This is a genomic window from Streptomyces sp. NPDC026538, assembly GCF_055567535.1.
In genome coordinates this window covers 301,400-327,391 of sequence record NZ_JBVHQG010000007.1, presented here as the reverse complement: position 1 = coordinate 327,391, position 25,992 = coordinate 301,400, and the positions used below count along the sequence as shown (strand labels likewise).

General features: G+C 69.2%; 22 protein-coding genes and 4 pseudogenes. 20 read left to right on the top strand and 6 right to left on the bottom strand.

What is annotated here, in order from left to right; translation table 11 throughout:
* Positions 1-181: 181 nt before the first annotated feature.
* The gene (locus ACZ4N4_RS28145; protein ID WP_467593662.1) at positions 182-976 is read right to left on the bottom strand and encodes an oxidoreductase; all 795 of its coding nucleotides are present in this window, start codon (positions 974-976) and stop codon (positions 182-184) included.
* A 406-nt stretch (positions 977-1,382) separates the two neighbouring features.
* Here ACZ4N4_RS28145 and ACZ4N4_RS28140 point away from each other — a divergent pair, with 406 nt between their 5' ends.
* On the top strand, positions 1,383-1,667 hold the full coding sequence (locus tag ACZ4N4_RS28140; RefSeq protein ID WP_453578924.1) for a hypothetical protein: 285 nt from the start codon (positions 1,383-1,385) through the stop codon (positions 1,665-1,667).
* 515 nt (positions 1,668-2,182) lie between these two features.
* Here ACZ4N4_RS28140 and ACZ4N4_RS28135 read toward each other — a convergent pair.
* Positions 2,183-2,650 (bottom strand): hypothetical protein, encoded by a 468-nt coding sequence (locus tag ACZ4N4_RS28135; RefSeq protein WP_467593658.1) that lies wholly within the window; start codon positions 2,648-2,650, stop codon positions 2,183-2,185.
* Positions 2,651-2,940: 290 nt separating this feature from the next.
* Here ACZ4N4_RS28135 and ACZ4N4_RS28130 point away from each other — a divergent pair, with 290 nt between their 5' ends.
* From ACZ4N4_RS28130 to ACZ4N4_RS28080, 11 genes and pseudogenes are all read left to right on the top strand, one after another.
* Positions 2,941-3,774, top strand: a complete 834-nt coding sequence (locus ACZ4N4_RS28130) for a helix-turn-helix transcriptional regulator (protein WP_467593655.1) — start codon at positions 2,941-2,943, stop codon at positions 3,772-3,774.
* Positions 3,775-3,926: 152 nt separating this feature from the next.
* A complete protein-coding gene (locus tag ACZ4N4_RS28125; protein ID WP_467593652.1) occupies positions 3,927-4,619 on the top strand; it encodes an SDR family NAD(P)-dependent oxidoreductase in 693 nt (230 codons plus the stop codon).
* A 151-nt stretch (positions 4,620-4,770) separates the two neighbouring features.
* Positions 4,771-5,031, top strand: a pseudogene (locus tag ACZ4N4_RS28120) (carbohydrate ABC transporter permease); the annotation flags it as partial.
* Positions 5,032-5,262: 231 nt separating this feature from the next.
* Positions 5,263-5,554, top strand: a pseudogene (locus ACZ4N4_RS28115) (heterodisulfide reductase-related iron-sulfur binding cluster); the annotation flags it as partial.
* A 287-nt stretch (positions 5,555-5,841) separates the two neighbouring features.
* Positions 5,842-6,558: a FadR/GntR family transcriptional regulator gene (locus ACZ4N4_RS28110; RefSeq protein ID WP_467593649.1), complete on the top strand. Its 717-nt coding sequence runs from the start codon at positions 5,842-5,844 to the stop codon at positions 6,556-6,558.
* Positions 6,555-7,949 (top strand): hypothetical protein, encoded by a 1,395-nt coding sequence (locus tag ACZ4N4_RS28105; protein ID WP_467593646.1) that lies wholly within the window; start codon positions 6,555-6,557, stop codon positions 7,947-7,949. Before ACZ4N4_RS28110 ends, ACZ4N4_RS28105 begins: the two co-directional genes overlap by 4 nt.
* Before the next feature lie 101 nt (positions 7,950-8,050).
* Positions 8,051-8,410 (top strand): hypothetical protein, encoded by a 360-nt coding sequence (locus ACZ4N4_RS28100; RefSeq protein WP_467593643.1) that lies wholly within the window; start codon positions 8,051-8,053, stop codon positions 8,408-8,410.
* A gap of 234 nt (positions 8,411-8,644) precedes the next feature.
* A complete protein-coding gene (locus tag ACZ4N4_RS28095; protein ID WP_467593640.1) occupies positions 8,645-9,325 on the top strand; it encodes a hypothetical protein in 681 nt (226 codons plus the stop codon).
* A gap of 6 nt (positions 9,326-9,331) precedes the next feature.
* The gene (locus ACZ4N4_RS28090) at positions 9,332-9,988 is read left to right on the top strand and encodes a DUF5987 family protein (RefSeq protein WP_467593635.1); all 657 of its coding nucleotides are present in this window, start codon (positions 9,332-9,334) and stop codon (positions 9,986-9,988) included.
* On the top strand, positions 9,985-11,571 hold the full coding sequence (locus tag ACZ4N4_RS28085; protein WP_467593627.1) for a GMC family oxidoreductase N-terminal domain-containing protein: 1,587 nt from the start codon (positions 9,985-9,987) through the stop codon (positions 11,569-11,571). Before ACZ4N4_RS28090 ends, ACZ4N4_RS28085 begins: the two co-directional genes overlap by 4 nt.
* Before the next feature lie 531 nt (positions 11,572-12,102).
* Positions 12,103-13,386, top strand: a complete 1,284-nt coding sequence (locus ACZ4N4_RS28080) for a HEAT repeat domain-containing protein (protein ID WP_467593622.1) — start codon at positions 12,103-12,105, stop codon at positions 13,384-13,386.
* 617 nt (positions 13,387-14,003) lie between these two features.
* Here ACZ4N4_RS28080 and ACZ4N4_RS28075 read toward each other — a convergent pair.
* The gene (locus ACZ4N4_RS28075; RefSeq protein WP_467593617.1) at positions 14,004-14,879 is read right to left on the bottom strand and encodes a CYTH domain-containing protein; all 876 of its coding nucleotides are present in this window, start codon (positions 14,877-14,879) and stop codon (positions 14,004-14,006) included.
* 580 nt (positions 14,880-15,459) lie between these two features.
* On the bottom strand, positions 15,460-16,503 hold the full coding sequence (locus tag ACZ4N4_RS28070) for a S66 family peptidase (RefSeq protein ID WP_467593612.1): 1,044 nt from the start codon (positions 16,501-16,503) through the stop codon (positions 15,460-15,462).
* A gap of 74 nt (positions 16,504-16,577) precedes the next feature.
* On the opposite strand from ACZ4N4_RS28070, the gene ACZ4N4_RS28065 reads away from it, so the two are divergent.
* From ACZ4N4_RS28065 to ACZ4N4_RS28045, 5 genes and pseudogenes are all read left to right on the top strand, one after another.
* On the top strand, positions 16,578-17,126 hold the full coding sequence (locus tag ACZ4N4_RS28065) for a GNAT family N-acetyltransferase (protein ID WP_467593605.1): 549 nt from the start codon (positions 16,578-16,580) through the stop codon (positions 17,124-17,126).
* Positions 17,127-17,190: 64 nt separating this feature from the next.
* Positions 17,191-17,450, top strand: a pseudogene (locus ACZ4N4_RS28060) (IS982 family transposase); the annotation flags it as partial.
* Between the two features lie 467 nt (positions 17,451-17,917).
* Positions 17,918-18,121 (top strand): cold-shock protein, encoded by a 204-nt coding sequence (locus tag ACZ4N4_RS28055; RefSeq protein ID WP_098750155.1) that lies wholly within the window; start codon positions 17,918-17,920, stop codon positions 18,119-18,121.
* Between the two features lie 299 nt (positions 18,122-18,420).
* Positions 18,421-19,047 (top strand): annotated as a pseudogene (locus ACZ4N4_RS28050) (class I SAM-dependent methyltransferase); the annotation flags it as partial.
* A 684-nt stretch (positions 19,048-19,731) separates the two neighbouring features.
* The gene (locus ACZ4N4_RS28045) at positions 19,732-21,816 is read left to right on the top strand and encodes a SpoIIE family protein phosphatase (RefSeq protein WP_467593601.1); all 2,085 of its coding nucleotides are present in this window, start codon (positions 19,732-19,734) and stop codon (positions 21,814-21,816) included.
* A 278-nt stretch (positions 21,817-22,094) separates the two neighbouring features.
* On the opposite strand, the gene ACZ4N4_RS28040 is transcribed toward ACZ4N4_RS28045, so the two are convergent.
* Positions 22,095-22,394, bottom strand: a complete 300-nt coding sequence (locus ACZ4N4_RS28040) for a hypothetical protein (protein WP_467594377.1) — start codon at positions 22,392-22,394, stop codon at positions 22,095-22,097.
* Here ACZ4N4_RS28040 and ACZ4N4_RS28035 point away from each other — a divergent pair.
* Complete coding sequence (locus ACZ4N4_RS28035; protein WP_453578882.1) at positions 22,357-22,845, top strand: GNAT family N-acetyltransferase; 489 nt, start codon at positions 22,357-22,359, stop codon at positions 22,843-22,845. The genes ACZ4N4_RS28040 and ACZ4N4_RS28035 overlap by 38 nt on opposite strands.
* Before the next feature lie 251 nt (positions 22,846-23,096).
* Here ACZ4N4_RS28035 and ACZ4N4_RS28030 read toward each other — a convergent pair whose 3' ends face one another.
* The gene (locus ACZ4N4_RS28030; RefSeq protein ID WP_467593596.1) at positions 23,097-23,798 is read right to left on the bottom strand and encodes a TetR/AcrR family transcriptional regulator; all 702 of its coding nucleotides are present in this window, start codon (positions 23,796-23,798) and stop codon (positions 23,097-23,099) included.
* A 167-nt stretch (positions 23,799-23,965) separates the two neighbouring features.
* On the opposite strand from ACZ4N4_RS28030, the gene ACZ4N4_RS28025 reads away from it, so the two are divergent.
* Both ACZ4N4_RS28025 and ACZ4N4_RS28020 read left to right on the top strand, forming a co-directional pair.
* Entirely contained in the window at positions 23,966-24,667 is a 702-nt protein-coding gene (locus ACZ4N4_RS28025; RefSeq protein ID WP_467593592.1) for an SDR family NAD(P)-dependent oxidoreductase, read from the top strand.
* Positions 24,642-24,875, top strand: a complete 234-nt coding sequence (locus ACZ4N4_RS28020) for a DoxX family protein (RefSeq protein WP_467594326.1) — start codon at positions 24,642-24,644, stop codon at positions 24,873-24,875. The genes ACZ4N4_RS28025 and ACZ4N4_RS28020 overlap by 26 nt, the downstream gene beginning before the upstream one ends.
* Positions 24,876-25,992 lie beyond the last annotated feature (1,117 nt).

Below are 25,992 nucleotides of genomic sequence, written 5' to 3'. Positions count from 1 at the left end.
CGTACCGACCGGTCTGGACGGTGTCAGGAGGCGAGCGGTAGCCGAGGTCGTGGCTCATGCCGTAGACCTTGGCGTCACGGTCACGTGGAGCGCATGAGGCGATCGTCTGCGTCGAGCAGGGCGCGGAGCGGGCGTGTGCCCGTTCCGCGCCCTCGTGACGTGCGGGTGCTCCGGGCGGGTGTCACAGCGTCTTGATGAGTCCGCCGTCGATGGTGAAGTCGGCGCCGGTCACGTTGTCGGTGCGGTGGCTGGCCAGCAGCAGGGCGAGGTCGGCGACCTCTTCGGGGCGGGTGAAGCGGCCGGTGGCCAGGCCGCCGAGGCCCGCGACGATGGCCTCGCGTGCCGCGTCACGTCCGACCCCCATGGCGTTGGCGACGGTGTCGGCCATGCCGCCGTCGGCCAGCCAGATGTCGGTCTCGACCGGTCCCGGGCTGATGGTGTTGACGCGGACGCCCTGGGGGCCGACCTCCTTGGAGAGCGACTTGGCGAAGCTGGCCAGGGCGGCCTTGGATGCCGCGTAGTCGACGATGCTCGGGTCGGGCAGGATCGCGTTCACGGAGCCGATGTTGATGATTGCTCCGCGGCTCTCCAGCAGGTGGGGGAGGGCTGCCCGGCTGGCCCGCACGGCGCTGAACAGGTTGGTGTTGAAGGTCTGCGTCCAGTCGTCGTCGCTGACGGAGGAGAACCCGCCCAGGCGCGGAGTGACCGAGCCGACGTTGTTGACGAGTACGTCGATGGTGCCGAAGTGGGTGACCGCCGCGTCGATGAGGGCGGCGGCTCCGTCGGCCGTGCTCAGGTCCACCGGCAGCGAGACGAGACCATGCCGCTCGCTCAGCTCGGCGAGCTCCTTGCCCGGGTTGCGTGCGCCTGCGGCCACGTGAGCGCCCTCGTGAGCGAAGGCGCGGGCGACGGCCAGGCCGATGCCCCTGCTGGCACCGGTGACGACGACGACCTTGTTGTCGAGTCCGAGATCCATGACCTCACACCTCTGCTTTTCTGGATTGATCAATACGTAACCCGTATGCGGAAGGGGGTTCCCTTGCCGAGGTGATGCCACCGTAGCAATTATGGATAGTTCAATCAAGAACTAGATTGCTTGCCCGACGATGCCGAGTCCCCGGGGCCCTCCTAGCTGCGCCGCCACAGGTCAGAGCCTGCGATGTGGGGAATGCTGCCCCACCACCGAGCATCGGGTGGGGAGATTCAGGGCTCTGGCACGGCGTTTCGTGACGCCCCGTTTCGTCCGCCCGCAGCTGATGCCCAGTTCGGATGAACCATGCGCCTATCCGAGCGTCTTCCGGGCGTGCCGCGAACGGGAGACACCCGCTGCGGGGTACGCCCTTTCGAGCAAGGTGGCCTTGGGATACGCGAGGAGATCAGTCATGTACGCAGTGGTTCGGCGGTACGAAGGGGTGACGGATCCTGCCGAGGCGGGACGCCGGGTGGACGAGGGATTCGTCCCCCTCCTCCGTCAGGTCCCCGGCTTCGTGGCCTACTACTGGATTGACGCCGGGGGTGGCGTGATGGTCTCTACCAGCATCTATGAAGACCAGGCCGGGGCCGACGAGTCGGTCAAGAGGGCGGCGGATTTCGTACGGGACAGCCTCGCATCGCTGCTTCCCAACCCTCCTCAGGTCACGGCCGGCCAGGTCGTGGCTGCTGGGTAGCGAACCCCGCCTGCGCGTCACCTGCGGCCTGCGGACCGGCACTTGCCGATGTGGTGACGTGGGCGTCCGATCAGCTGCTCCCGCACCAGGGGTGGCGCGGTGACCTGCCGCTGCTTGCGCCGCCCCCCCAGGGCCCGGGCCGGCGCCTTGGACGAGCTGTGAGGGGCTCGCTGCACTGGTGGAGAACCCGATACTGCTCGCCCGCTGCCGCGCCGCGTTGAACGGCCTGGCTTTTCGGTCGGCCGGGCCTGCCACGTCGAAGGGGCCCCTTCCGGCGGCGGTCTGCGGGGCGGCTGACCATCGCTCGTCCCGTGTTGGACGAGGCGGGGGATGCGGTGGTCCGGTGCCGCTGCCGGTGCCGTGTACGAGTGCGTGACGCCTTCTCCGTCGTGGAGGAAGCCATGGCGGCCGGGCACGTGTCCGGGTACAACGCTCCGGCACCCGCGTCCGCGCGCGACCCGCCCGCGAACTGCGGCAGCACGGCTCTCCGGGCCGCTGGGCCGGCGGGATCTGTCTTACTGCACGTCGGAGGACGCAAGCCTGACGAACTGCTCCAGGACCTCCCGCGCTTGCGTGCCGAGGACACTCAGCTCCGTCTTATCGGCTGCCTTGTGCAAGGTCGACGTCAGGGCGTAGGCCTCCTGAGCGGTGTCGATCAGTGGCCGCGCGCTGGCTATGAGCTGGACCCTGAACAGCGCGTGGAGGGCGACCCCGCGGAGCCGGTGAGCCTCTGTGCGGGCCTCGGGGTACGTGGACCCGTACGGATCCTCGTCCCTGCGGTGCCAGCGGTCCTGTTGCCCGCGCCGGAACTCCGTCAGCGCTCCGGCGAAGTCGCTGTAGACGGCCATCCGGTCCGCGCGGAGCTGCTGCTGACTCACGAACAGCCGGTCGCGCGCGGACGCGCTGCGCTGGAACACGTGCGTGACAGAGGAGCCCAACAACGTGCCGACAATGGCGATCAAGGCCGCGATGACACTGTCCACGGCAGTATGAGACCACGAGATCGTTTACCTGCCCAGCTCCGGAACGGGCCTCGCGCCGGGCTTTCCACGGAACGCCGGGCCTGCGAATGGCCCTCAAGGTCGTGGCGTCGTCATGACGCGACCACTGCCGTGGGGCAGCGGCGAGCCGCATCCGCCCGCACGGACGACAAGACCCCTGTGCGCCGTTCACGACTCGACACTGAGCCCCGGGGAGCGTCGGCGGGAGTCACGGGGTTCGTGGTACAGCGCGTACCACCCAGCGGGGCAGGGTGTGCGGGAGGATGGTGTGCATGGATCAACTCGGTGCCGCGCTGCGGGCGTGGCGGGACCGGCTGGATCCCGCGACGGTGGGCTTCGCACATGGCTCACCCCGTCGGGTCCCAGGTCTGCGACGCGCGGAGCTGGCGACGCTGGCCGGCATCTCGGTCGAGTACGTGGTCCGGCTGGAACAGGGACGGGTGGCGACACCCTCGGCGCAGGTCTGCTCGGCCCTGGCTCGCGCCCTGCACCTGTCCGACGACGAGCATGCTCACCTTTTGCGCATGGCCGGTCACGCAGCGGATCCGAACCGGGTTCCGCGAATGATCCCAGAGAGCCTGTACCGGATCGTGGACCAGCTCGCCGGCAACCCGTTGGCGATCTACGACGCCACCTGGCAGTTGCTGCACTGGAATCCGCTGTTCGCGGCCACGTTCGGCGATCCCACGGTCCGCGGCGTGGGAGACCGCAACGTCCTGGTCTGGCAGTTCCTGGGTGAGCTGCCCCGGGTCCGGCAGACGGCGGCCGAGCGGGCGGCGTTCGAGGAGTCCCTTGTCGCCGACCTGCGCGCGACGACGAGCCGGTACCCCGACGATCCCGACCTCGCGGCGTTGGTGTCGAGGCTGAACCTCAGCCCACGGTTCTGCGAGTTGTGGAGCCGCCGGGCGGTGGGCGGTCACCAGAGTGCGCACAAACTCGTCCAGCACCCGGATATCGGAGACATCGCCATGAACTCCGACATCCTCAACACCCAGGACACGAACCTCCGCCTCGTGGTGTACACGCCGCAGCCAGGCACCGACGCCCGTAGCAAACTCGAATTCCTTGCGGCCATTGGAGTCGAGAGGATGTCTCCGCAGGGATGAGAGCCCGCGTGCCGCCTCGGCCGGTGGAGCAGGCTGCTGGGTGGTACGCGCCGTACCAGGAAGTTCCGTAGCTCCCGCCAACCCTCCCGGGGACCCAGCATGGAGTGCGTGAACAGCGCACGACCGTGCTGTTCGGACCACGAGGAGCCAGCATGACCACCACCTTCATCACCGGGGCCAACAAGTCCCTCGGTTTTGAAACCGCTCGTCGCCTCGTCGAGGCGGGGCACACCGTCCTCCTCGGTGCCCGCCACCGTGAGCGCGGTCGGGCCGCGGCCGAGTCGCTCGGCGCCCGGTTCGTTCAGATCGACGTGACCGACGACGCCTCGGTCCGGGCCGCGGCCGCGGATGTCGCCGCGCATGAGGGAACGATCGACGTCCTGGTCAACAACGCCGGCGTCCTCGGCAAGGTCGGCCCCGTCGAGGAGTACACCGCGGCCGACGTGAGCGCCGTGCTCGACGTGAACGTCGTCGGGATCGTGCGCGTCACGCACGCCTTCCTCCCGCTGCTGCGCACGTCATCGAACCCCGTCATCGTCAACGTGTCCAGCGGCATGGGCTCCTTCGGCATGACCCAGGACCCGGCGCGGATCGAGTCGCGGTATGCCCTGCCCCTCTACTGCGCATCGAAGGCCGCGGTCACGATGCTCACGACGCAGTACGCCAAGGAACTGAAGGATGTGAAGGTCAACGCCGCGGACCCCGGGCAGACCGCGACCGACTTCACCGGCGGCCTCGGACACAGCGTCGCCGACGGCGCGGAGTCCATCGTGACCCTCGCGACGATCGGCCCGGACGGGCCGACGGGACAGTTCCTCGACCGGTCCGGGAACCTCCCGTGGTGAACCTGCCCTGAGCTCAGGGCAGGTCGACCCGTCGCTCTGCGCGTACCTCCCGCTCGTCATCTCTACGCTCAGTGACCACGAAGGACGGCCGTGCCCGCGCTGCCGGCCTGTCTGCTCGCACCCCTGGGGGACCAGTTCGCCGCGATCCTTCCCAATCCCCATGATCCGGCAGGGGATCGTCTGCATGACCATCGTGGCGTTCGCGACGGGCCCCCAGCTGTTCGTCGAACCCCAACTGCTGCAGACGGCCAGCCTGGGCCGCGTGAGCCCGACCTGGTCGCCCAACCAGCTGGCCTACGTCTACGCCTTTCAGCAGGGCGACTTCAACGGCGCCGCCGCGATTTCGGTCTGCCTGCTGGTCGTAGGACTGCTTGCCGCCGGTCTCCTGGTAGCCCGCTCGAACCTGTTCACGCAGGCTGCACACGAACGGGCACGACTGCGGCGTGTGTGGGGGGCGACCGGAGCGGTACACATTGAGGGTGATGCCGGACGGCATCGCCCTCGCGGCTGAGCCGGTGAACCCGCGCGACTACGCCGGTCGCCGGCACCAGGCGCGGACCAGGTCCACGCACGAGCAGGACCTCTCTTGCCCCGCGCACGGATTGCCCTTCACTCATCCGATGATCGACCGCGAGGAGCCGAGATACGTGTCGCCCTGTTCCTGACCTGTGTGACGACACGCTGTATCCGGACACAGGCCGTGCCATGGTGAATCTCCTGCCAGGCTGGGCGTCGAGGTCGACTTCCCGATGGCCCAGACCTGCTGCGGGCAGGCCCAGTACAACACCGGGTACCGCCATGAGACGGAGTCGCTGGCCCGGCGTTTCTCCGATGTCTTCGGGGAGTACGAGGCGATCGTGATGCCGTCCGGGTCGTGCGGGGCGATGGTGCGGGAGCTGTACCCGCGGATGGGCGAGCGGGCCCGGGCGGGAGGCCTGCGCCGTGGTGTGCGCCGACAGGTCGGCCGGCGTGCTGCTGCGGGGCGCTCGGCAGCGATGCGGGCCGGGCGGAGTTGCGGATGGCCGCCGTAGCGGTCGCCGGGGTCGTGCCCGGTTCGGCGGCGGCACCCTGAAGAACCGGCATCCAAGCGCCCAAGCGCCCAAGCGCGTGGCGCCGCCGCAGTTGCCGTCACGGTTATTGACGCCGTGTCATTGACGGTGGTTCAGTGGCTCAGCCACCGAACCACCGAACCACCGAGCCACTGAATCACTGAGGAGCCAGGGTGGAGGCACTGCCACGCGAGACGATCGTCGACGTGCTGGAGAAGCGACTGCGCGAGGACATCCTCGCCGAGCGTCATCCCGCCGGAAGCTATCTGCCTCCCGAACGTGAACTCGCCGACGGATTGGGGGTCACCCGTACCTCCCTCAAGCACGCCTTCGGACGACTGGCGCACGCCGGGCTGCTGGAGACGCGCCACGGCGTGGGTACCCGGGTACGGGATTTCCTGCGCCTGGGCGGTGCGGACCTCCTGCCGATGCTGGTGCTCCACAGCCCCGACTGGATCGGCGAGATCTTCGAAGTCCGGCGCAGCATCGGCATGTTGATCGCGGAGCGCGCGGCGACCCGGGCCACGGCGGCCCAGGTCGCCGAACTGCGTCTGCTGCTGGCGGCCGTCGGGGACGCGGCGGGCGGCGAGCCCGTGCAGCTGGCGGACGTCGAGGTGCACCGTGCGCTGGCCCGTGCCACGGGCAACCGGGTGTACGTCCTGCTGACCAACACCCTGTTCAACGCGTATCTGCCGGTGCGCGGGGCGCTGGTCGGGCCCTTCGAGGATCCCCGGGCTGCTCGTAACCGTCTGACTGCGGTCGTCGAGGCCGTGGCGGCCGGTGATCAGGTGGCGGCACGGACCGCCGCGGGCGACTATCTGTCGGCGACGGAACGCATGATGCTCGACGGGCTGGCACGCTCCGGCCGACGCCGGGAAGGTGCCCTGTGAGCTCACGCGAGACGGTGTTCAGGGAGACCCTGCTGGGCCGAGTGCGTCTGGCCGACGAGGACCGCGACCACCCCGTCCGGCTGGACCTGCTGGTCCGTGCCGACGCGGTGCCGCTGCCCCACCGCACCACGCGGGCGCACGTGACCGGACGCGTACGCGTGGCGGGACGCGCCGACGACACCGAAGCCGTGGGCGACCTGGAGACAGCGCCCCTTTCGCGCGACTGGATCCGCTACCGGATCAACTTCGCCCTGGAAGGCCGGCGCCTCACTCTGGTCGGCTGCAAGTCGATGTCGCCCGCGCGGCCGCTCGCCTCCCTGACCGTACTGCCGTTCACCCTGTACGAGAACGGTGACCGCGTGGGCGAGGGCACGCTGCGCTTCCCCCTCGTCACCGGCCTGCTGCCCTTCCTCGCGAGCTTCCGGTTCCCACGTGCTGTCGCGTCCCCCGCGGACAGGCATCTGACGTCGCGCTGGGACGGCACACCGGGACGGACCGAGGTCTGGTACACGACCCTGACCGATCCGGCCACCGACAGCGGGATCTGGCTGCACCACGAACTGGTGGCGCCCTCCGACGGTTCCGCCGCCTACGCGCACGGCTGGATCGCCGTCTTCCCCAAGGACGGCGACGTCGAACACACCCGCTTCGGCCCCGTACCGTGGACGGAGCATCCGGAAGGCTTCACCGCCGAGGGCATCCGCGTCCGACCCGACCGGCTCACGGGCTCCGCGGGGACGTTCACCTGGGCGCTCACCGAGAGCCCAGAGGGGCCGCCGCTGCACACGTTTCCCCGCTGGTCGTGGCGACGCCCCTGGCTTCCGGCCTCGCACATGCTGCCCGCCACCCGCGTCCGCTACAGCGGAACCATCAAGTACGGCGCCGGTGAGCTGCGGCTGGACCACGCTCCGGGAGCCGGCGCCCGCATCTACGGCCATGGCAACGCCCGCCGGTGGGCCTGGCTCCACGCCGACCTGGGCGGCGGTGACGTCCTGGAGATCGTCGCCGCGGTGTCCATGCGACGCGGACTCGACAGGCTGCCGCCCCTGGTCTTCCTGCGCCTGCACCGAAACGGCCGTACCTGGCCCCGGCGCGCGGAACGCTCCGCCGTGGGCTGGGCGGGCATCGGCCGGTTCCGCGCGGACCTCCGTCTGCCTGAGTGGCGGGTCGAGGGCAGGTCGGGCCTGAGGCGCATCAAGGTGACGGTTACCCAGCCGCCGCACCAGACACTGACGCTCGGCTACACCGACCCCGACGGCTCCACCGCGGTCTGCCGCAACAGCGAGAGGGCGGACGCGGTGGTCAGCCTGGAGCGTTGGTGGGGCACATGGCGGCGGGAAGCCGTATGGCGGCTGTCGGGTACCGCGCACGCGGAGGTCGGCGACCGATGAACGTCGAGGTCCCCCCGCCTTGGCGGACGTGCAGCCGCCTTGCTCGCGGACGACGGTACCTCCGCGGGGACGCGGGCCGTGCCGGGCGGGGCAGGGCCGAGATGCTGCTCGACGCCATGCCCGCTCCGGCACGGACAACTGCGCGCGCTGTGGCCGCGGCGATCGAGGCCTGCACCGTGGCCCGCACGGGCAGACCTGCCTGCCGCCTTGAGCGCGGCGGGGCGGGAGCGGGGTCGCCCGGTTCCCACCGGTCCCTGCTGCCAGTCCTGGACGCGGTCAGGGTACTCACCGCGTCCGCGGCGCTGGCGGACGTCCCGGACTTCGCCCCGTTGTCGCGGGCCGGGCTCGCCGACATCTTCACCGGGCCCACTCTGCCGCCGGCGAACGGACGCTGCGTCAGTGTCGTCAGCCGCCCCTGGCGGCGCCGCCGACCCGCCGCTCGGCTGTACGCCGTCCCATGACCTGCCCACGCCTTCGAGCGCCGACGCCCTGGTCGTCGACTCGAGCGCCGGCGGAGCCACGGCCGTCCGGACACCCACCCGCCTCGGGATGCGTGTCGTCGTCATCGTGACTCGGTCACCCGTACCACCTCTGCCAGCGAGCGGAGTGCCCCATCCTCGGCCTGCCGGTTCCCCGCCATCGGCGGCCATTCCTGAGCGACACCACCCCACCCTTTTCCGCGTCCAGGAGGTCCTGTGTCCCCTGTGCACCTGCGTACGACCGCGGCCGGCTTCGCGCTGGCCCTCGGGGTCTGCGCCGCGCTGCTCCCGAGCCATGACGCATCCGCCGCATCCGCCGCACCCGCCGAATCGGCCACTGCCGTCCGTGCGGCCCAGACCGTGAGCACCTCGGCGGCCCAGGCATCCTCCGACGTGCCTCCGGTCGGGCCCTTCACCGAGCCGGGCTTCGCCGCCACGTGCACCTGGCACAACTTCGGCGAGGGTGAACAGCCGCCTTTGTGGCTGATGTTCGTGAACCCGCTGTGCGTGGAGTACAGCAAGCGCGACATCACCTTCGATGACGGCGGAGCCCTGCGCTTCCTGGTCGCCGAGCCCTCCCGCTTCGCCATCACCATGCTGACCTGCCGCTACTACCAGAAGGACCACTGGAGCGTGCAGGCCACCAACGGCGCCGTACCGTACGTGGCGTGGGACGGCCAGTACTGGTGGGACAAGACCGGCCGGCGGGCCGGCGCCCGCCTCACGCACTTCAGCATCAACGGCCAGACGGTGGGCATCGGCGACGCCGTCGCCGCCCTGCGCGCCTCGAACTTCAACAACCTGGCCGACGCGCTGTCGGAATACGGCCAGGAAGCCGGAGAGACCGGTCTGACGGTGACGCTTCCGTCCGACCTCGGCTGCGCGCTGATCGGCTGACCGGCCGTGTCCACCGTCGACCGACGAGCGATCCTCAAGGCGCTCACCGCATCGGTTGCCGTGTTGGCCGCCGGGGGGCTCACCGCCACCCCGGCGGCCGCCGCGGCGCATGTCTCCGAGGACTGGACGACACAGACCCTGGGCGCCTTTGCCGACACCATCGTCCCCGGTGAGCACCGGTTCCCGGGTGACCAGGTGTGCGCCGGAGCGGTCACCGGGCCAGGCGCCGTCCAGGCGGGCGTCATCGACGTCATGAACTCCCCCCAGCTGCCGCTGGCCTCGCTGCTGCCGGAGATCGCGGCCCTGCTCGACGCCCGTGCCGTCGCCTATGCGGCGGTCCGGCTGATCTGGCTGTCACCCAGCCGGCCGCCCTTCGTCGACCTCTCCTTCTCGCATCGGACCAACCTGGTCAGCGGCCTGTTCGGCTCGGGCGACATCGACGAGCCGGTCTGGCAGGTGATGAGCCTGATCGTCGGCATCGCGTTCGACACCGCCGGGCAGTCCGACACGGCCGCCGCCCTGGCCCAGGGCCACCCGGGACTGACCTGGCTGAAGTTTCCCAAGCCGGGCCCGGACGGCCTGTGGCGGTTCGGGGACTTCTCCTACGGCCGCCCGCTCGCGGCGCTCCACCCCGCTACGACCCCTTCCGGGAGCCCGACATGACCGAGACCACGGACGTCCTGGTGATCGGCAGCGGCTTCGGCGGGGCCATCCCCGCGTACTACATGGCCGCCGGCGGAGCACGCGTCACCGTTCTTGAGCGCGGACCCCGCTGGGGTGCGGCGCAGTTCAGCCACTCCATGCGCCTGGGCACCTACAACAAGATCGTCGATGTGATCCGCGGCGACGGCGTGTCGGTGGTCGCGGGCAACTGCGTGGGCGGCGGCAGCGTCGTCTACTTCGCCGCCTCGCTACGGGCACCGTCGTACGCCTTCGAGCGCCACGGCAGCATCGGGCGGCGGATGTGGCCGGCGTCCCTCAGCCGTGCCACGCTCGACCCGTGGTACGACCGGGTGGAGCAGGCGCTGCCGGTCGCCCGCACCGGCTGGTCGGACGTCTCCTACGCGGGCGGGGTACTGGCGGCCGCCTGCCATCGGGCCGGGCACACCTGCAATCCGGTTCCGGTGGCGGTGGACACCGCGGCCTGCACCAACTGCAACTGGATGCTGTCGGGCTGCGCGTTCGACGCCAAGCGTTCCATGCTGCTCAACTATCTCCCCGCGGCGGAAGCCCATGGTGCGGTCATCCGGCCACTCCACGAGGTTCAGCTGATCACCCCCTCACTGGAGTCCGGCTACCGCTACGCGGTCGCCTACACCGTCCTCGACCCCGATGACTACACCTGCACCGCGAACGTGGGGATCATCCACGCCAAGGTCGTGGTGCTGGCGGCGGGTGCGGTGGGCACGCCGGTGATCCTGCAGCGGTCCTCCCTGCTGCTGGGCGGCATCCCGGGCGCGGTCGGACGCCATTTCTCCGGCAACGGCGACCACGTCAGCGTCGCCGACGTCGACGAGAGCAAGGCCGGGTCGCTGCTCGGACTCTCCCGTCCCGACGGGGCGGTCTACCAGGGGCTGCCGATCGGCCGGCCGATCACTTCCGCCACGTACGACTACCTGGATGCCTCCGCACCGGAGTACAGCCGGTTCATGCTCCAGCAGATCTACTTCCCGCCGCTGACCAACGTCCTTGCCCAGACGACCGGGGCGCCCGGCTGGTTCGGCGTGGACAAGCGGCAGATGCGGGCCCGTTGGACGTCGTGGCTCACTCTGCTCGCCATGACCGAGGACGACAACGAAGGCACCTTCGGGGCGGTTCCTCCCACCGGAAGCTTCATCCGCCTGGCACCCGGTCTCGGCCAGGGCACGATGTCCTTCCACCCCACCACCCGAACCCGCCAGGCATGGGACCGGGCAGACACGGCGCTCCGCGGAATCCTGGAGAAGGATGGTCTGTCCCGGGTCCGTCCGTGGACCGAGGCCTTGGCCGGGACGGTCACGGCCCACCCGCTCGGGTCTGCGCGCATCGGTGACGACCCGGCCACCAGTGCCCTCGACGACAGGCACGAACTACGGGGATTCACGGGCCTGTTCGTCACGGACGGCTCGGCTGTACCGGCCTCGCTCACCGTCAACCCGTCACTGACCATCGCCGCGCTGGCCGAACGTGCCACCGCCGGGATCGCGACCCGCGTCGCCGAGGCCGGAGTGACGATGACAGGGGGCGTCCCGCTGCCCGGCCGATAGAACCACGGGAGACTCCGAACCGCACTGCCCAGCCCGACGGGCGCTCCCCCTGTTCAATCCGTCCATTCCGGCGGCGTAGGCGTTGAGCGTGGCATTCGGCGAGCCGAGGCCACCCCCCGGCCGGCGCGGGGATCACGGATCGGGTCGACGGGGATGAGCTTCGCCATGAGGACCACCCCCGGAGGCGCGGGGACTACCAGGACGGCACCGCCGCCCTCTCCGCGACCAGGTTTGAACCAACAGGCGGCGTCTATGCTGTTGTCCGCGGTCACAACACGATCTTCAGGAGTCCACACAGCCCTTGATGATCACGCGGTGGCCGCTCCAGGTCTAGCGGGTGTGACAGGCTGCTTTAGCCAGTGGGTTCCGCACAGGGGGAGGCTCGGGATCGACCGCCGATCGTCAGCGGCCCGACTCCCGGATGTTCAGCCCGTGGCTCGGCGCCGGGAACGGCGTGACGGACTTGGCCGACGACGTTTCTCCCGGCCTGCGGCTGTAAGGCCGGTGATTGAGTGCCACAGGGGGCGGGGCATGGGCGAGGACCCACTCATTACGGCGGTGCGGAGCGGGGACGAGGACGCGGTCAGAGTGTTGCTTGAGGACGGGGCGGATCCCGACGCCTTCGACGAGCAGGGCAGCGCTGCACTCTGCCTGGCCATCTCAGCATTCAACTCGACGATCGCCAGCTACCTGGTGGAAGGCGGCGCGGATCCGGACCGCCGACTGTCCGACGGGACCACACCCCGACTGCGGGCCGTCGACAGCGGCTCCATCGGCCTTGCCCACTGTCTGCTCGGTGAAGCGGCCCAACTCAGTGAGGCCACCCGCGTGGAACTACTGGCACGCGCCCGGCAGTGGCATGAGATGGGGCCGGTCGCCATGCTGCGGGAGCGAACGGGCGCCTCGGACTCGGTCGAGCGGGTCCGGATCCGGGACAGGGAATGGTTCACCGAGTACCACGAGATCCGGCTCGGCGGAATGACCGTCCGCGACGGCCACACAGGGATCCTCACCCTCCTCGAGGAGCGCTTCGGACTCCACCTGGGCATCGACGAGTTGGCCGCCCGCGCGTGCGCACTTGAGTACCCCGACCGGGAGCACGCCGCCTGGTGGGAGATCACCAGAACCCTTGCCCAGAGGCAGGACAATGAGACCTGGGAGGCTGCGACGGCGCTGAGGACTCACCCTGATCCCCTGCACCGGCGCTTCGGCGCGGAGGTCCTGATCTCCCTCAACCTCGGGGATCCCATGTCGGACGCCCCGGGCCCGTTCGAACAGCGCACGATCGAGTTCCTCCTCGGCTGGGCGGCGGAGGAGGAACACCCGGACGTCCTGGCCGAGACCCTGTCCGGCCTTGGCCAGCATGAAGATCCGAGGATCGAACCACTGGGGCTTTCCTTCCTCGCCCACCCCGTCCCGCAGGTACGTGCGGGGGTTGCCTCGACCCTGAGAATCGTCGACTCGGAAAGGTCCGGGCGGCAGACGTTCACCTCCGAGGGACTGAACGCCCTCCTCGCACTGGCTCAGGACACCGACGCCTCCGTCCGCAAGGTCGCCGCCTACCGGCTCGCGCACAGCCTGAATCCGGAACCCGCCGTCGGGGACATTCTGGCCAGCCTGCTCGACGACGATGACCAGCAGACCCGCATCTGGGCCGTCCATGGGCTGGCCGAGCGGGACGACCCGCGCTGCGTCGACGGCGCCGGCCGGGTGGGGCCCGTCAACGAGTACGAGGCCTGGTCCTGGATCCTTGGTGCGCCCGCACGGTACGAGCAGCGCCAGAAGGAACAGGACGCGCCAGCCAGGGCCGAGTAGCGAATACTCGCCCCTAAGTCTCACCGTATGCCCGCAGCGGTCACCCTCGGAGACGAGTCCGCCCCAGCCCCTCGATACGCGACGCGGCCGACCGCATGGTCGTGAAGTTGACCCGCCGACCAACTTGTCTGCGGACCCGATATCCACGCACCCGGTCATATCCGGCCCGGCCCGAGATCACGAAGTCGCACTGGATTACTAGCCGATGCCGTTCCGCACTCGGGAAACGCCACATCGTCAACTACCCACACCTCAGAGGTCGTTTTCTTTCCGAAGCTCATGTGTGGATTCCGCTGGTCAGACATGGGGGGTGCAGGTGCCGCGGAAGTCTCGACTGGTTGTCGGTCGGGATGTCGTGGGGGTGGCGGATGCCGTCGATGCGGGCGGTTCTGGAGGCGCGGCGTGAAGGGGCGACTTTTCGAGCGGCGCAGCTCGGGATCAGTCCCTACAGGCGGACAAGCTCCGTTGCCCTGCGCGAGATCGGCTTTGAGAGCGCCATGCCGCCCCGGCCCTGACACGGTGTCCGCTCGTGACGGAGCCGCAGGGCCGGGGCTCGACCGGTGGACGCGGTCAAACCCCGGCCCTGCCACTCGGAAGCGAGCTGCGGGCAGGATCGCTCAGTAGCGGTCGAGGATCAGCTGGGTCTTGAGGATGTCGCCGTGGTACAGCCAACCGTGCCCGTCGGCAACCGCGATGGCGTCGGCGTGGAGCTGCGCGGCGTCGGCATAGCTGTCGGTCTTGAACGACAACTCGACGACGTACTCGGTGCCGGTCCCGCTGGAGTCCTTCACGGGCAGCACCTCAATGCTGGCGTCGTCGGACGACTCCCATGCACCTGACCACACCTGGGAGGTCACCGGGCCGTGGGCGCGGGAGACCTTTAGGGTGTCCGAACCCCAGTTGTTGTAGAGCCAGTCGTCGAGCTTGCCGGGGATCTCGTTGACCAGCCAGGTACGGCCTGTTCCGCTGGACGGCATCGAGGTGCCGGAGTAGCCGCTGGCGCTGTGACTCTTTTCATTGCTGAAGCTCAGGGTCTGCTTGGCGTAGCCCCAGTCCACCTGGGCGTCGTAGTTGGTGTCGCTGCTGTCGAAACCTTCCGCGTTCGCCTCGTCGAGGGCGGCATTGATGTCGCCGTTGACCACCGGGAAGCGCTTCTTGTAGGTCTCCTCGAAGTCCGAGCCCGACTTGTGACGGAGCCGGACGTCCCAGCCCTCGGCGTTGAGGTCCAGGGCGCCGGTGTCGTAGTACTCGTAGGAGCGTGCCTTGGCGGAGCTCGTGATCCCGAAGGCGGCTTTCACAACCGAGGTCGGGGTGTGCGAAGCGTCCAGCGCTGCGGCCGTGAGATCGATCTTCACCTCATATGTCGGCACGGCGTTGGCGTCGGCGAACGCCGGCGTCGCGGGGGCGACGACGGTGAGGGCGACTGTGAGCGACGCGGCGAGGCCGACCGAGCATGCGGTGAGCGAGCGACGAGCCGGAGAAGTAATGGCCATGCCAGGAAAGTGCCGCTGACCGGTGATCAGCACGTGCTCGCTGGGCGTGGTTCACATGAAGCGGAGACGTCGGGCAGGCCACGACCCCAGGTTCGGGTGAGCGCAGGTCAGGCACTCGGCACGCTCACCAAGGTCGTGATCATCTCGTGGGGGTCGGCGCCCGGCAGCGCGGACTTGGCGCGGGAGTCCACGGTGCGTCACGCCTTACCGGATTGGGTGTGTTTTCCCTTGAGTGCCGATTAGTGGCCCCAGGCTGCACTACGGCACAGCCTACTGATGTGTGCCGGTCCACAACCTCGAGCGGACCTGCGAGCGTCCGGTAGCCCTCGATGCAGACCCTCGGGGCGCGAGGTGCGCTTCCGGACGGCGACGCTCCTCGCGGTCGACGTGTGCGCGATGACCAGCGCAGGACACAACTCCGTGACGGCGATGGAATCTCATTGGCCTTCGAGCCGATCCCGCGCACCGCCCGGCGCAGCTCGTCCTTCAACTGTTGCGTCCGCAGCCGGGCAGGCGCCGCATACGGCGAAGAGGGAATCCGGTCTGCGGGGAGGGACGGCCTCCTCAGCACGGCTCAGGCTCAGTAGGTGACGATGATCCGGCGTGCCGGGCCGTCCACCCGAATCCGTCCTCCGACGGGGACCACGAGTTGCGGATCGGTGTGGCCGAGGTCGACGTCGAACACCGCCATGGTGTCGGGGGCGTACTGCTGGAGAGCCCGTAGGACGGCCTCTCGCTGTTGCCGGCGGAAGTCCGCCTTCTCCTGGATGCTGAGCGGGTTCTCGAACGACCAGCTCTTGGCCCTGCCCATCAGCAGCGCGGGGAACTGTTGCAGCAGTCCGCGTTCGCCCATGTTCCGAAGGATCCGGTAGACCTCTTCGGCGCGTGGCATTTCCTCGGAGGTCTCCAGGAACAACACGTTGCCGGCGTAGGCGTCAACCGGTTGCACGGCCCGGTCGGCCATCAGCAGCCAGGAGATGATCTCCAGGTTGCCGCCCCAGGTGATGCCTTCGACTACCCGGTCGCCGTTGTGCCAGGACCAGCCGTCGGCGGGTTCCATTTCCGGTTCGGACTCGAAGGTGTGCGGGTCTTCCCACGGGCGGCTGACGTCCCTGTAGGTGCTTGACGAGGTGAGCTCGTACTCGCCTGAGGTGAACAACGCCGACCGAAGGGAGTCCTTGGTCATCGGGTGCATCGCGCTGGGGCGTCCGAGCTCGACCATCACTGAGCCGCCGTGGTAGCTGACGATCCCCAGGTTCCGCAGGAACAGCAGCAGGTTGGTGTTGTCGCTGTAGCCGAAGAACGGCTTGGGGTTGGCGCGGAGGAGACCGGCGTCGAGGTGCGGGAGGACGGTGATCTGGTCGTCGCCGCCGATGCTGGCGATCACCGCCTTGATGCCGGGGTCCGCGAAGGCCGCGTGGATGTCGGCCGCCCGTTCCTCGGGCGTGGCACCCATCTTCCGGGTCGTCGGATATTCAACTGCCTTCAACCCGAAGTCATCGAGGAGTCTGCGCAGGCCCAATTCGTAGGGCAGAGGGAAGAGACCGGGCAGACCGGCGGAGGGCGACAACACCGCGACCCGGTCTCCGGTGCGGGGCTTGGTGGGATAGACGGGATCAATCATCTGATGATCGTAAGAGGTGGTGGTCTGACGCCCCACGGAATATTCGGGGCTCGGTGATCGATTAGGGTTGCGCAATGTTCGAAGGAAGTTTGGTAAGGCTGCGTGCGCTGCGCTCCGAGGACGCGGAGCATCATCTTCGGTGGCGCAACGACCCGGAAGTCGTCCGCTGGGCCGCGGCCGGTGATCCGTGTTTCGGACCGGTCTCAGCAGAGGCGATCGGGCTCGGCTTCGACACCATGCTGCGCCTGATCCCGCGAGAGTCGGCCGTGTTCACGGTCGAGGATCTCGCAGGCGGAGGGGTAATAGGCATGGCCGACTATCGGGACCTGGATCCGTACGCCGGAGTGGCCACGCTCGGAGTCACCATCGGCGAGCGAGAGTTCTGGGGTCGCGGCCATGGCAGTGACGCGTTGCGGCTGCTCGTGGACCACCTGTTCGGCGCGTACTTCCTGAGCCGGCTGGAGCTGGACACCTGGAGTGGCAACGAGCGCGCCATGCGCGCCTTCGCAAGGCTGGGCTTCCGTGAGGAAGGTCGCCGCCGGTCGGCGGTGCTGGTGGAGGGGAAGCGCTACGACCGCGTGCTCTTCGGAATGCTTCGCGAGGAGTGGGCAACCCCCGCGTGACGCCGTAGAAGATCTTCCAAGGGCTGTTTGTGAGGGTGGGAACGAGGGCGCCCAAGGGCGTTGTGTGACGAACAACCTGGACAACCTCGCGACAGCACTCCATGTGACAACCGGCGATCTGCTGAAGGAGCGTCCGGATTTGGCGCCATGGCGGCCGACCGGGGGATCGCGCCGCAGCTCACGGACGCCGAGCCGGTCACCCTTGCGATGACGCAGGCCATGCTGGGGTTCACCTCCGAAGCCAGGTGGCTGCGGCATGCCCGGGCCCGCCTGCGGCACCTCTTCCAGTACCTGCCACAGCAAACCGGCTATGACGATGAGCTGAGCGTCCTGGCTTGACCGGTGGTGGGGGCCGTGGCCGACTGGGCCAGTGGCATGCGTACCGCAGCTCGGGCCTCAGCGGTCGGCGAACGAGACCGTCACCGCGCCCGCGCAGGGGTTGCTCGCCTCAGGAGGATATCGAGCACCCGCCGGGCCGTCCCCGTACGGGCGGGGTTGTTCGCGGTCTCGCCGACTTGCTGTGTCGGAGCAGCGGTCCGTCCGAGGGGATATCCGCAGCAAGGTCCGTTCCGTTCGCGAATTGTCGAAGTTATGGACAGGGCACTCCCCGTTGTCCGTAGCTTCGACCGCACGGGCCGTGTAACGTCCAGGTCAGCAGTCGTGGTTCCGAAGTACCGCCCGTGGACGTGAGTTCACGGGCAGCTTGCTGTTCAGCGTCTCTGAGGACCAGGACGACCACCTCCGGCTCCCGCAAGGTGCGGGAGCCGACTTCGAGTCCCCTTGGAGGACACATGGCCAGCGGAACCGTCAAGTGGTTCAACGCGGAAAAGGGCTTCGGCTTCATCGAGCAGGACGGCGGAGGCCCGGACGTCTTCGCCCACTACTCGAACATCAACGCCTCCGGCTTCCGTGAGCTCCAGGAAGGCCAGAAGGTGAACTTCGACATCACCCAGGGCCAGAAGGGCCCGCAGGCGGAGAACATCACTCCCGCCTGAGCTGTCCAAGTCCGCGACGCCCGCCTCGGTAAACCGAGGCGGGCGTCGCGCGTCAGTGCGGGGCAGGAGGATGTCCTCGGTGGGGGACGACCGGTCGCGATCACCTACCCCGAGCCGCCGGCCATGGATCGTTCGGGGTACGAGGCAGGTGAGTAGCGAGCGAGCGCGTGGAGGGCACCCCGGCGTACTCGCCGTCCGGCACAGGTAGGTGTTCACATCGGGACGTGACCGAGCGTGTGATCATGCTGCGAGGTCGTACTCCGGCTGGTCGGGGCCAGGGTGGCTTGTGGAATACCTGAGCGCGACTGCTCGCGGCGGCACCGGCGGCCCAGGTGACGGCCACCGACCTGAACGAGGCCATGGTCGCGTTCGGGTCGTCCAGGGCCCCGGGCGCGGTGTGGCGGCAGGCCGACGCGCAGCGGCTGCCGTTCCCGGACGGAGGCTTCGACCTGGTGGTCTGCCAGTTCGGTGTGATGTTCTTCCCCGACCGCATCGCGGCCTTCAACGAGGTCCGCCGAGTGCTGGCCCCGGGCGGCCGGTTCCTGTTCAACACCTGGGGCCCGCTCCGCACGCACGCCTTCGGCGCAGCGCTGCAGACCGGGCTGGAGCGGGCCTTTCCGTCCGACCCGCCGCAGTTCCTTCCGACGGTCCCGCACGGCTACGCCGACCCCGCCGTCGTGGCCGCTGACCTGGCGGCCGCCGGGTTCGCCGTCGAGGAGGAGCAGGAGCTGACGCTGGAGGGCCGGGCCGCGTCGGCCGCCGATGTCGCCACCGGGTTCCTCACCGGGACGCCGGTGCGCGCGGCCGTCGAGGAGCGCGGCGACGGGCCGGCCGTCCGGGCCACCGTCATCGGGGAGATGACGGCCCGGCTGGGCCCAGGCCCGGTTGCCGGCCCGATGACGGCGTACGTCTTCCGCGCGGCCTGAACGCAGGCTACGCCCACGCCGAGGAGAGCATGAGCCGGCGTCGACGCGGACCCGTCGCACGGGTGCCTAGCGCTGCAAATGCAGGTTCGCCCTGGTGACGACCTCGGACCGGGTTGAGGCAGCCTGGCCTGTCTCCCCTGAAGAGGAGGAGGGGCTGGTGGTTATGGCGCTCAGTTGACGCTGCGGGCGCGTAGTGATTCTCGAACCTGCCTCGGAGGGCCACTGACCTCCTTCTTTCCGGATGAGGCCGGTTGATGGCGCGTCGAGTCGACCTCTTTCCAGAAGTACAACGGGCGGAGCGCAGTCGGTCGAGACCGAACCTGGCCGCGGGACGTGCTTGCGATTTCTCCACGGCGGCGAGGTAGGCCGCGCCCACGCCGACCATGGTGGCGTCGGCCTGTTCGGCGATTCGCCAGGCGCCGTTGATGTCGGGATAGGTGGGACCGCCGTCGTAGAGGATGATCGTGCTGCCGTGCAGTAGGCCGCCGATCAGGAAGATCAGACCATCCAGCACGTCGGCGCATCAAGCGACTGCCCGGCCCTCCATATCCAGTGCGTGTGCGGAAGGCCGTTCCAGGAGGACCATGGAAGCCGATGCACTCCGTAGGTACGGGGCAGGCCACGGATACGGGGCAGACCACGGGCTGGCGGGAGCTGTGGGCCGGTGCATGGAAGGAGTGCCGTGTGAGCGCAGCCGATGGGCGGCCGGCCGACACCGGCCAGCCGGAGGAGCGGTCGCCGCAGCCGAGTGGGCTGATGGACCTTCTCGGGGTTGCCGCGGTTCTGCTGGATGCCGACGGGCGGATCGTCTTGTGGAGCCCGGAAGCCGAGGACCTGTTCGGCTATACCGCTGAGGAGGCGCTCGGGCAGTACGCGGCGCCGCTGCTCGTCCACGAACAGCACTGGGACCTGATGATCAAGCTGTTCGCCGAGGTCATGGGCACGGGGGAGAGGTGGGCCGGGGCGTTCCCCATCCGGCACAAGGACGGCACCACCCGTTCGGTGGAGTTTCGCAACATGCGGCTGCTGGACGACCGCGGCGACTTCTACGCCCTGGGACTGGCCACCGACAGGTCGAGGCTTCGGGAGGTCGAACGGGACGTCGCCCTGTCCACGCGGCTTGTCTCTCAGTCGCCCATCGGGCTGGCGATCCTCGATACCGAGCTGCGGTACGTGGCCGTCAATCCCGCTCTGGAGCGGATGCACGGCATTCCTGCGGAGGACCATCTGGGCCGGCCCTACCGCGAGATCATGACTTCGGCGAAGTTCGAGGGGCCGGAGGCAGGGATGCGGCAGGTTCTCAAGACCGGGGTCCCCATGGTCGACGAGTACACCGTCGTCGGCCACACTCCCGCCGATCCGCACATGCACGCCTGGTCGATCTCGCTGTACCGGCTGGACGATCCCCAGGGGCGGGTTCTCGGGGTGGCCGACCTGGTGGTGGATGTCACCGACCGTTATCAGGCGGCCACCGAGGCCGCTGAGGCCCGTCGGCGACTGGCGCTGATCGCCGACGGCTCGGCGCGCATCGGCACCACCCTGGAGGTGGAACAGACCGCCCGCGAGCTGGCCGGTGCCACCGTTCCCGAGATCGCCGACATGGCCACGGTCGACGTCCTCGACTCCGTCCTCGACGAGCACCACCCTCCCCTGGGTGACGGCCCCGCGCTCTTCCGCGCCCTCGCGGTGCAGGTCGCCTACCCCACCGAAGCCGTCCAGGCCGCAGATCCGCCCGGCCAGATCGCTGCCTACGACGCCGACCGGCTCCCCACCGAATGCGTACGCAAGGGCCGTCCGATCCTGGTCTCCCACGTGGAGGACGCCGCCCTGGCCCGTATCGCCCGCGACGACCGCGCCGCCACGCTGCTGGCCCGCGCCGGCGTGCACTCCTACATGCTGGTTCCGCTCACTGCCCGCGGCCAGATCCTCGGTGTCCTGGGGCTGAGCCGCGCCCGCAACCCGCAGCCCTTCAGCGAGGACGATCTCGCCCTCGCCGGTGAGCTGGCCTCCCGCGCAGCCGTGTGCATCGACAACGCCCGCTCACACCAGACGGTACGCAACGCCGCCGAGACCCTTCAGCGCAGCCTGCTCCCGGACCACCCGCACCACCTCCCCGGCCTGGAGGTCGCTTCCCGCTACCGGCCCGCGCAGGCCGCCTACGAGGTCGGCGGCGACTGGTATGACGTCCTCCCACTCGACGGCGACAAGACCGCACTGGTCGTGGGCGACGTCATGGGCAGTGGTATCGACGCCGCCGTCACCATGGGGCGCCTGCGCACCGGCACCAGCGACTTCGCCGACCTCGACCTCGACCCTGCCCAGGTCCTCCAGCACCTCGACAAGATCACTTCAGGGCTTGAGCAGTACATAGCCACCTGCGTCTATGCCGTCTACGACCCGCACCGCGCGGAGTGCCACATCTCCGTCGCCGGCCACCTGCCCCCCGTCCTGGTGCGCAGCGGAAAGCATCCGGAACTGCTCGACCTGCCGACCGGCACCCCGCTCGGCGTCGGCGGCGTCCCTTTCGTGACCACGAGCTTTCCCGTCGGCTTTGGTGATCGGCTGATCCTGTACACCGACGGACTCGTTGAGGTCCGTCATCACTCCATCGACGAACGCCTCGACACCCTTCTGCACCTGCTTGACGCACCCGACCCCACCTTGGGTGAAACCTGCGACCGACTCCTTCGCCAACTCCGGCGTCCCGCTGACCCGGATGATGTCGCCGTGCTCATCGCACGTATGCAACCCTTCGCATCCGACACTTGAGGTACGGCCCGGTCCGGCCGGCCACCGAACCGATCAACGGGGGCGCCGGAGACCTGTGATGGTTCACGCCTGACGCGCCCCTCGCTCCCAATCCGCACGGAGTGCCGGAATGGTCACCGCAAGGGAGCCGGGCAGCGCGGGTACACAGAAGAACACGCCGTCGCCGCCCGCCGCCGCGGCACCGCCCACCGGGCCGGATCGGCAGGCGGGCGGCCCGGGCACGGTGAGGACGTGGCTCCGGCCGCCGGGGCCGGCGAACAGGTCGAGGATGATCCGCCTCACAGGGCTGGCTCGGAATTTTCCTGTACCGGCTCGGCTTCGCCACGGCAGGCCCAGGGAATGCAGCCGTCGACCACCCGGTGCTCCGGCTCCTCCGCAGCGGTTCGGGCGTCCAGTTGCTGCTGGCGGGCGGCCGATTTGGCGGCAGTGACGTCGCCGATCGGGGCCTGGGTGAGCGGTTCCCGGGAGCGGTGCAGGAACGCCCGCCCGAGCAGTCGACCCGCCGCATGACGGCACGCCCCGGTGCGAAATACTCTCCCGATGAGTTCACGCACTTCCCCGGTCAGCCTGCCGATCACGATACGGAGGGCCGTCGCGCGGGATGCCAAACGGCTCACGCGGCTCGTGCGTGGCTCAGGCGCCTACGAGGGTAGGTACGCAGCCGCAGTGGCGGGCTACCGGGTGGGTCCTGATTACATCGAGGCCCACCGCGCCTTTGTAGCCGTCGGCGCCGAGGAGCATGGAGGCCGGGTCCTCGGGTTCTACTCGCTCGTCCTCGCTCCACCGGAGCTGGACTTGCTGTTCGTCGCCGACGAAGTGCAAGGACGGGGTATTGGACGGCTGCTCGTGGCGCACATGCAGTCCGAGGCCCGTGCCGCCGGGCTCGACCGTCTCAAGGTCGTGTCGCATCCGCCCGCCGAGGACTTCTACCACCGCGTTGGTGCGGTGCGGACCGGGACCGCGTTCGCGAACCCGCCCGCCGTGCCGTGGGACCGTCCCGAATTCGAGTTTCGCAATCTTTCGGAATGACGCGGTGTGCCGGTTCGCGGGGCACCCCCTTCGGCTGCAAGGGGCAGCGGGTGATCGTGCCGGTCACCCACCGCGCGGACGCCATCGGGCTGCTGGAACTCCAGAGGAGCTGTGCCATGCCCGGGGTCGCCGTATCGGGACGGGTCAACGGTCCGGACCCCACGGTCTGCCTCCGGCTCACTGAACGCAAGGGGGCCCGCTTCACGCCTGCCGGCATCGCCCTGCGCCGGCTGACGGAGGACCTCGGGAGATCAGCTGTTCTGGTCGGACTTCCGCGGGCCGGTGTCGCCCGCCGGGGTGGTGCGGAGCATGGCCCTGTAGAGGTCGTCGTGCGCGGGTGAAGCAGGAAGGGGGGCCCGGGCCGGGGCCTCGAAGGACTGGATCATCAGGGCTACGACGCGTCGCCAGGCGTCAGGAGCGGCATTACCGCACGCATTGACGACGCCAAGGTTGGCCATGTGCAGCAGCACCAGATCAGACGGGTCGAAGTCCTCCCGCAGTCGGCCGGTGTCCTTGGCACGGCCGATGAGTTCCACCATGCCCTCGTACGCCTCGTTCCGACGTTTCTCCATCTCTTTGGCGGTGGGGAAGGTCATGGTCAGGACGTCGGCGAAGCCGTTGTCGGCGGCTTGCATCGCGCAGGCGGCCTCGATGTAGCCGGTGAATCCGTGCCAGGGGTCGGGGTCTTCGAGGGCGCTGGCGACCGCGTCGGCGTAGGCGTCCATCCTGTCGGAGAAAACGGCTGCGACCAGGGCCTCCTTCGTGGGGAAGTGCCGGAAGACGGTGGCGATCCCGACGCCGGTCTCGCGGGCCACGGAGGCCATGGAGGCGCCCAGGCCGTCCCGTCCGAACACGGTGCGCGCGGCGGCGAGGATCCTGCCGCGGTTGCGCTCGACGTCACTTCGCACAGGCTGGGCCGCGGGTACGTCGGAGTGCTGGTCGCCGGGGATCATGAGGGTCAGTCTAGCAATCGGAAAGCCCTATCCGTTTCGCGTGCTACGGTGGCTGCAGTGAACCGGAAAGGGCTATCCGGGTCTCGAAACGGATAAGCCTTTCCATATTTTTTTGTCTCCTCGGCGCCGCTCGTGTCTCCTCGAGGGCGTTCTACGAAAGGATCGCTGTGACCAGCATCGCCATTGTCGGAGCCGGCCCTCAGCTGGGTCTGGCCATCGCCCGTACCTTCGGCTCCCAGGGCTACGACGTCGCCCTGGTCTCCCGCAACCGCGCCAAGCTCGACGATCTCGTCGGCATCCTCACCGCCGAGGGCATCACCGCCGCCGCGTTCCCCGCGGACGTACTCGATCGCGCCGCCCTCACCGAGGCCCTCAAGGACGCCGCCGCACAGTTCGGCGGGATCGACGTCCTGGAGTACTCCCCGGTAGGCACGTTCGGCATCACCACGCTGACCGCTCCGGCCGCGACCGAACCGTCACATGTGGAGTTCGAGATGAACTTCCAGCTGTACGGGGCCATCGCTGCTACCAAGGCAGTGCTGCCCGCGATGCGCGAGGCTGGTGCGGGCACCCTGCTCTACACCACCGGTGCCGGCTCGATCTGGCCTGACCCGCGCGTCGCCAACGTCAACGCCGCCGCGGCGGCGCTGCGCAACTGGGCGATCAACCTGCACAAGGAACTGGCCGGCACCGGCATCCAAGCCGCCCACGTCGGCATCGATTCCTCGATCGGCGTCTCCGTCCTCCCTGGCGTGGAGGCGGCCCGGCCCGAGCAGATCTCACCGATGTACTGGGAGCTGCACACCACCAAGCGCGACGAGGACGAGCTCGTCTTCAAGCTCGATACCGAGGGCTTCCCCCGCGGCTGACACCGCACCAGCGCCCTCGTCCAACCCTGAACGCGCCGCGGCCCGCCACGCCTCGGCGCGATCCCAGAACAGGGCCACGCTGATCCTCCCGGCGGCGCTCAACATCGTCACCGTACTCACGCCCCTGGCCGCCACGGGGCTTACGGTCACCATGATCCTGGCCATGGGCTTCCATAGCCGCCACAAGGACCCTCGGGCATCGCGTTGACGTCCGAGCACCGTGCATGCCGGGCGCGGGGGCAACCTGCCTGTGGAACCGCCCTTCCGCGCAGACCAGTTGGGATCGCCGTCCTGGCGAGGGCCGCCGCCGGTACACCGCCCATGGATCCCACAACACCGCACGCGGCGTATGAATCGGCCGACGCACCGGGCCCGCGAGAGCGCAGCCCGTCACGACGCGGAGATCCGTACACAGGTCGACGAGGGCATCACACGCGTTTTCCGACTCCTCCGTGTCTCCTCTCCAGTGCGCCACCTGGTGCACATCGACGGACGAGTCGGAGTGGACGACGGAGGCGGCACCTTCCTCGAAATCGCCCCGTCCCTCCCGGCACTCATCGCAGGTAGGGACGCCTGACTCGACCCGCAACACCAGCACTCGACGAACTGCGCGCCGCTGACCCAGCCCACAAGTACCCCGTTCATACGACAGAAGTGGCGGCCGGCGCGGGCGGATGGAACCGTGGCAGCGACTGCGCCCACTGACAGGGCTGTCGTGTGACGGCGTGAGCCTGGCGGCGGAGGAATGATCATGAAGAGAGCCCTGTACGCGGGGCCGCACTCGTCGGGGGCGACGACGACGCAGCCCGCCGGCACTGACCGGTCCGAGCCAGTCATGGGCCCTCCGCAGCTGGGGAGGCGCCCGGGATCGCCACCCGGCCACCGCTTTGGGGGCCCGCCGGCTCCGTCGCCGGGTGCGGCAGGCGATCGTGGACGTCGTCCGTCAACTCTTCTCCCGGGAAGGCGCCCTGGAGCACCCGGAGGTGATCGGCCGCCCGCCCCGCGAGCCCGGCCCTGGCACTGGTGCCGCTCGCAATGTGTCAAGGCGCTACGTCGTGCCTGGCCCGCGCGGGCATGCCCGGCTGATCGCAGGCATGGTGTACGCCAACCGCCCCTGGCGGCTGTTCGGCTCACTCTCACGAGCGCTTGCGGGCGTGTTCGCCACCGCAACGGTCATGTTCATGAACACCGCCACCTGGAATTTGGCCACCGCCCTCGGCGCCTGGCAGCACACGTTCAACCCGGTGCCGGCGCCGGCACCCTGCCGCCCGGCCAGACCCAGACCCAGACCTTCACCTGCGACGCCGAGGGCCGCACCACCACCG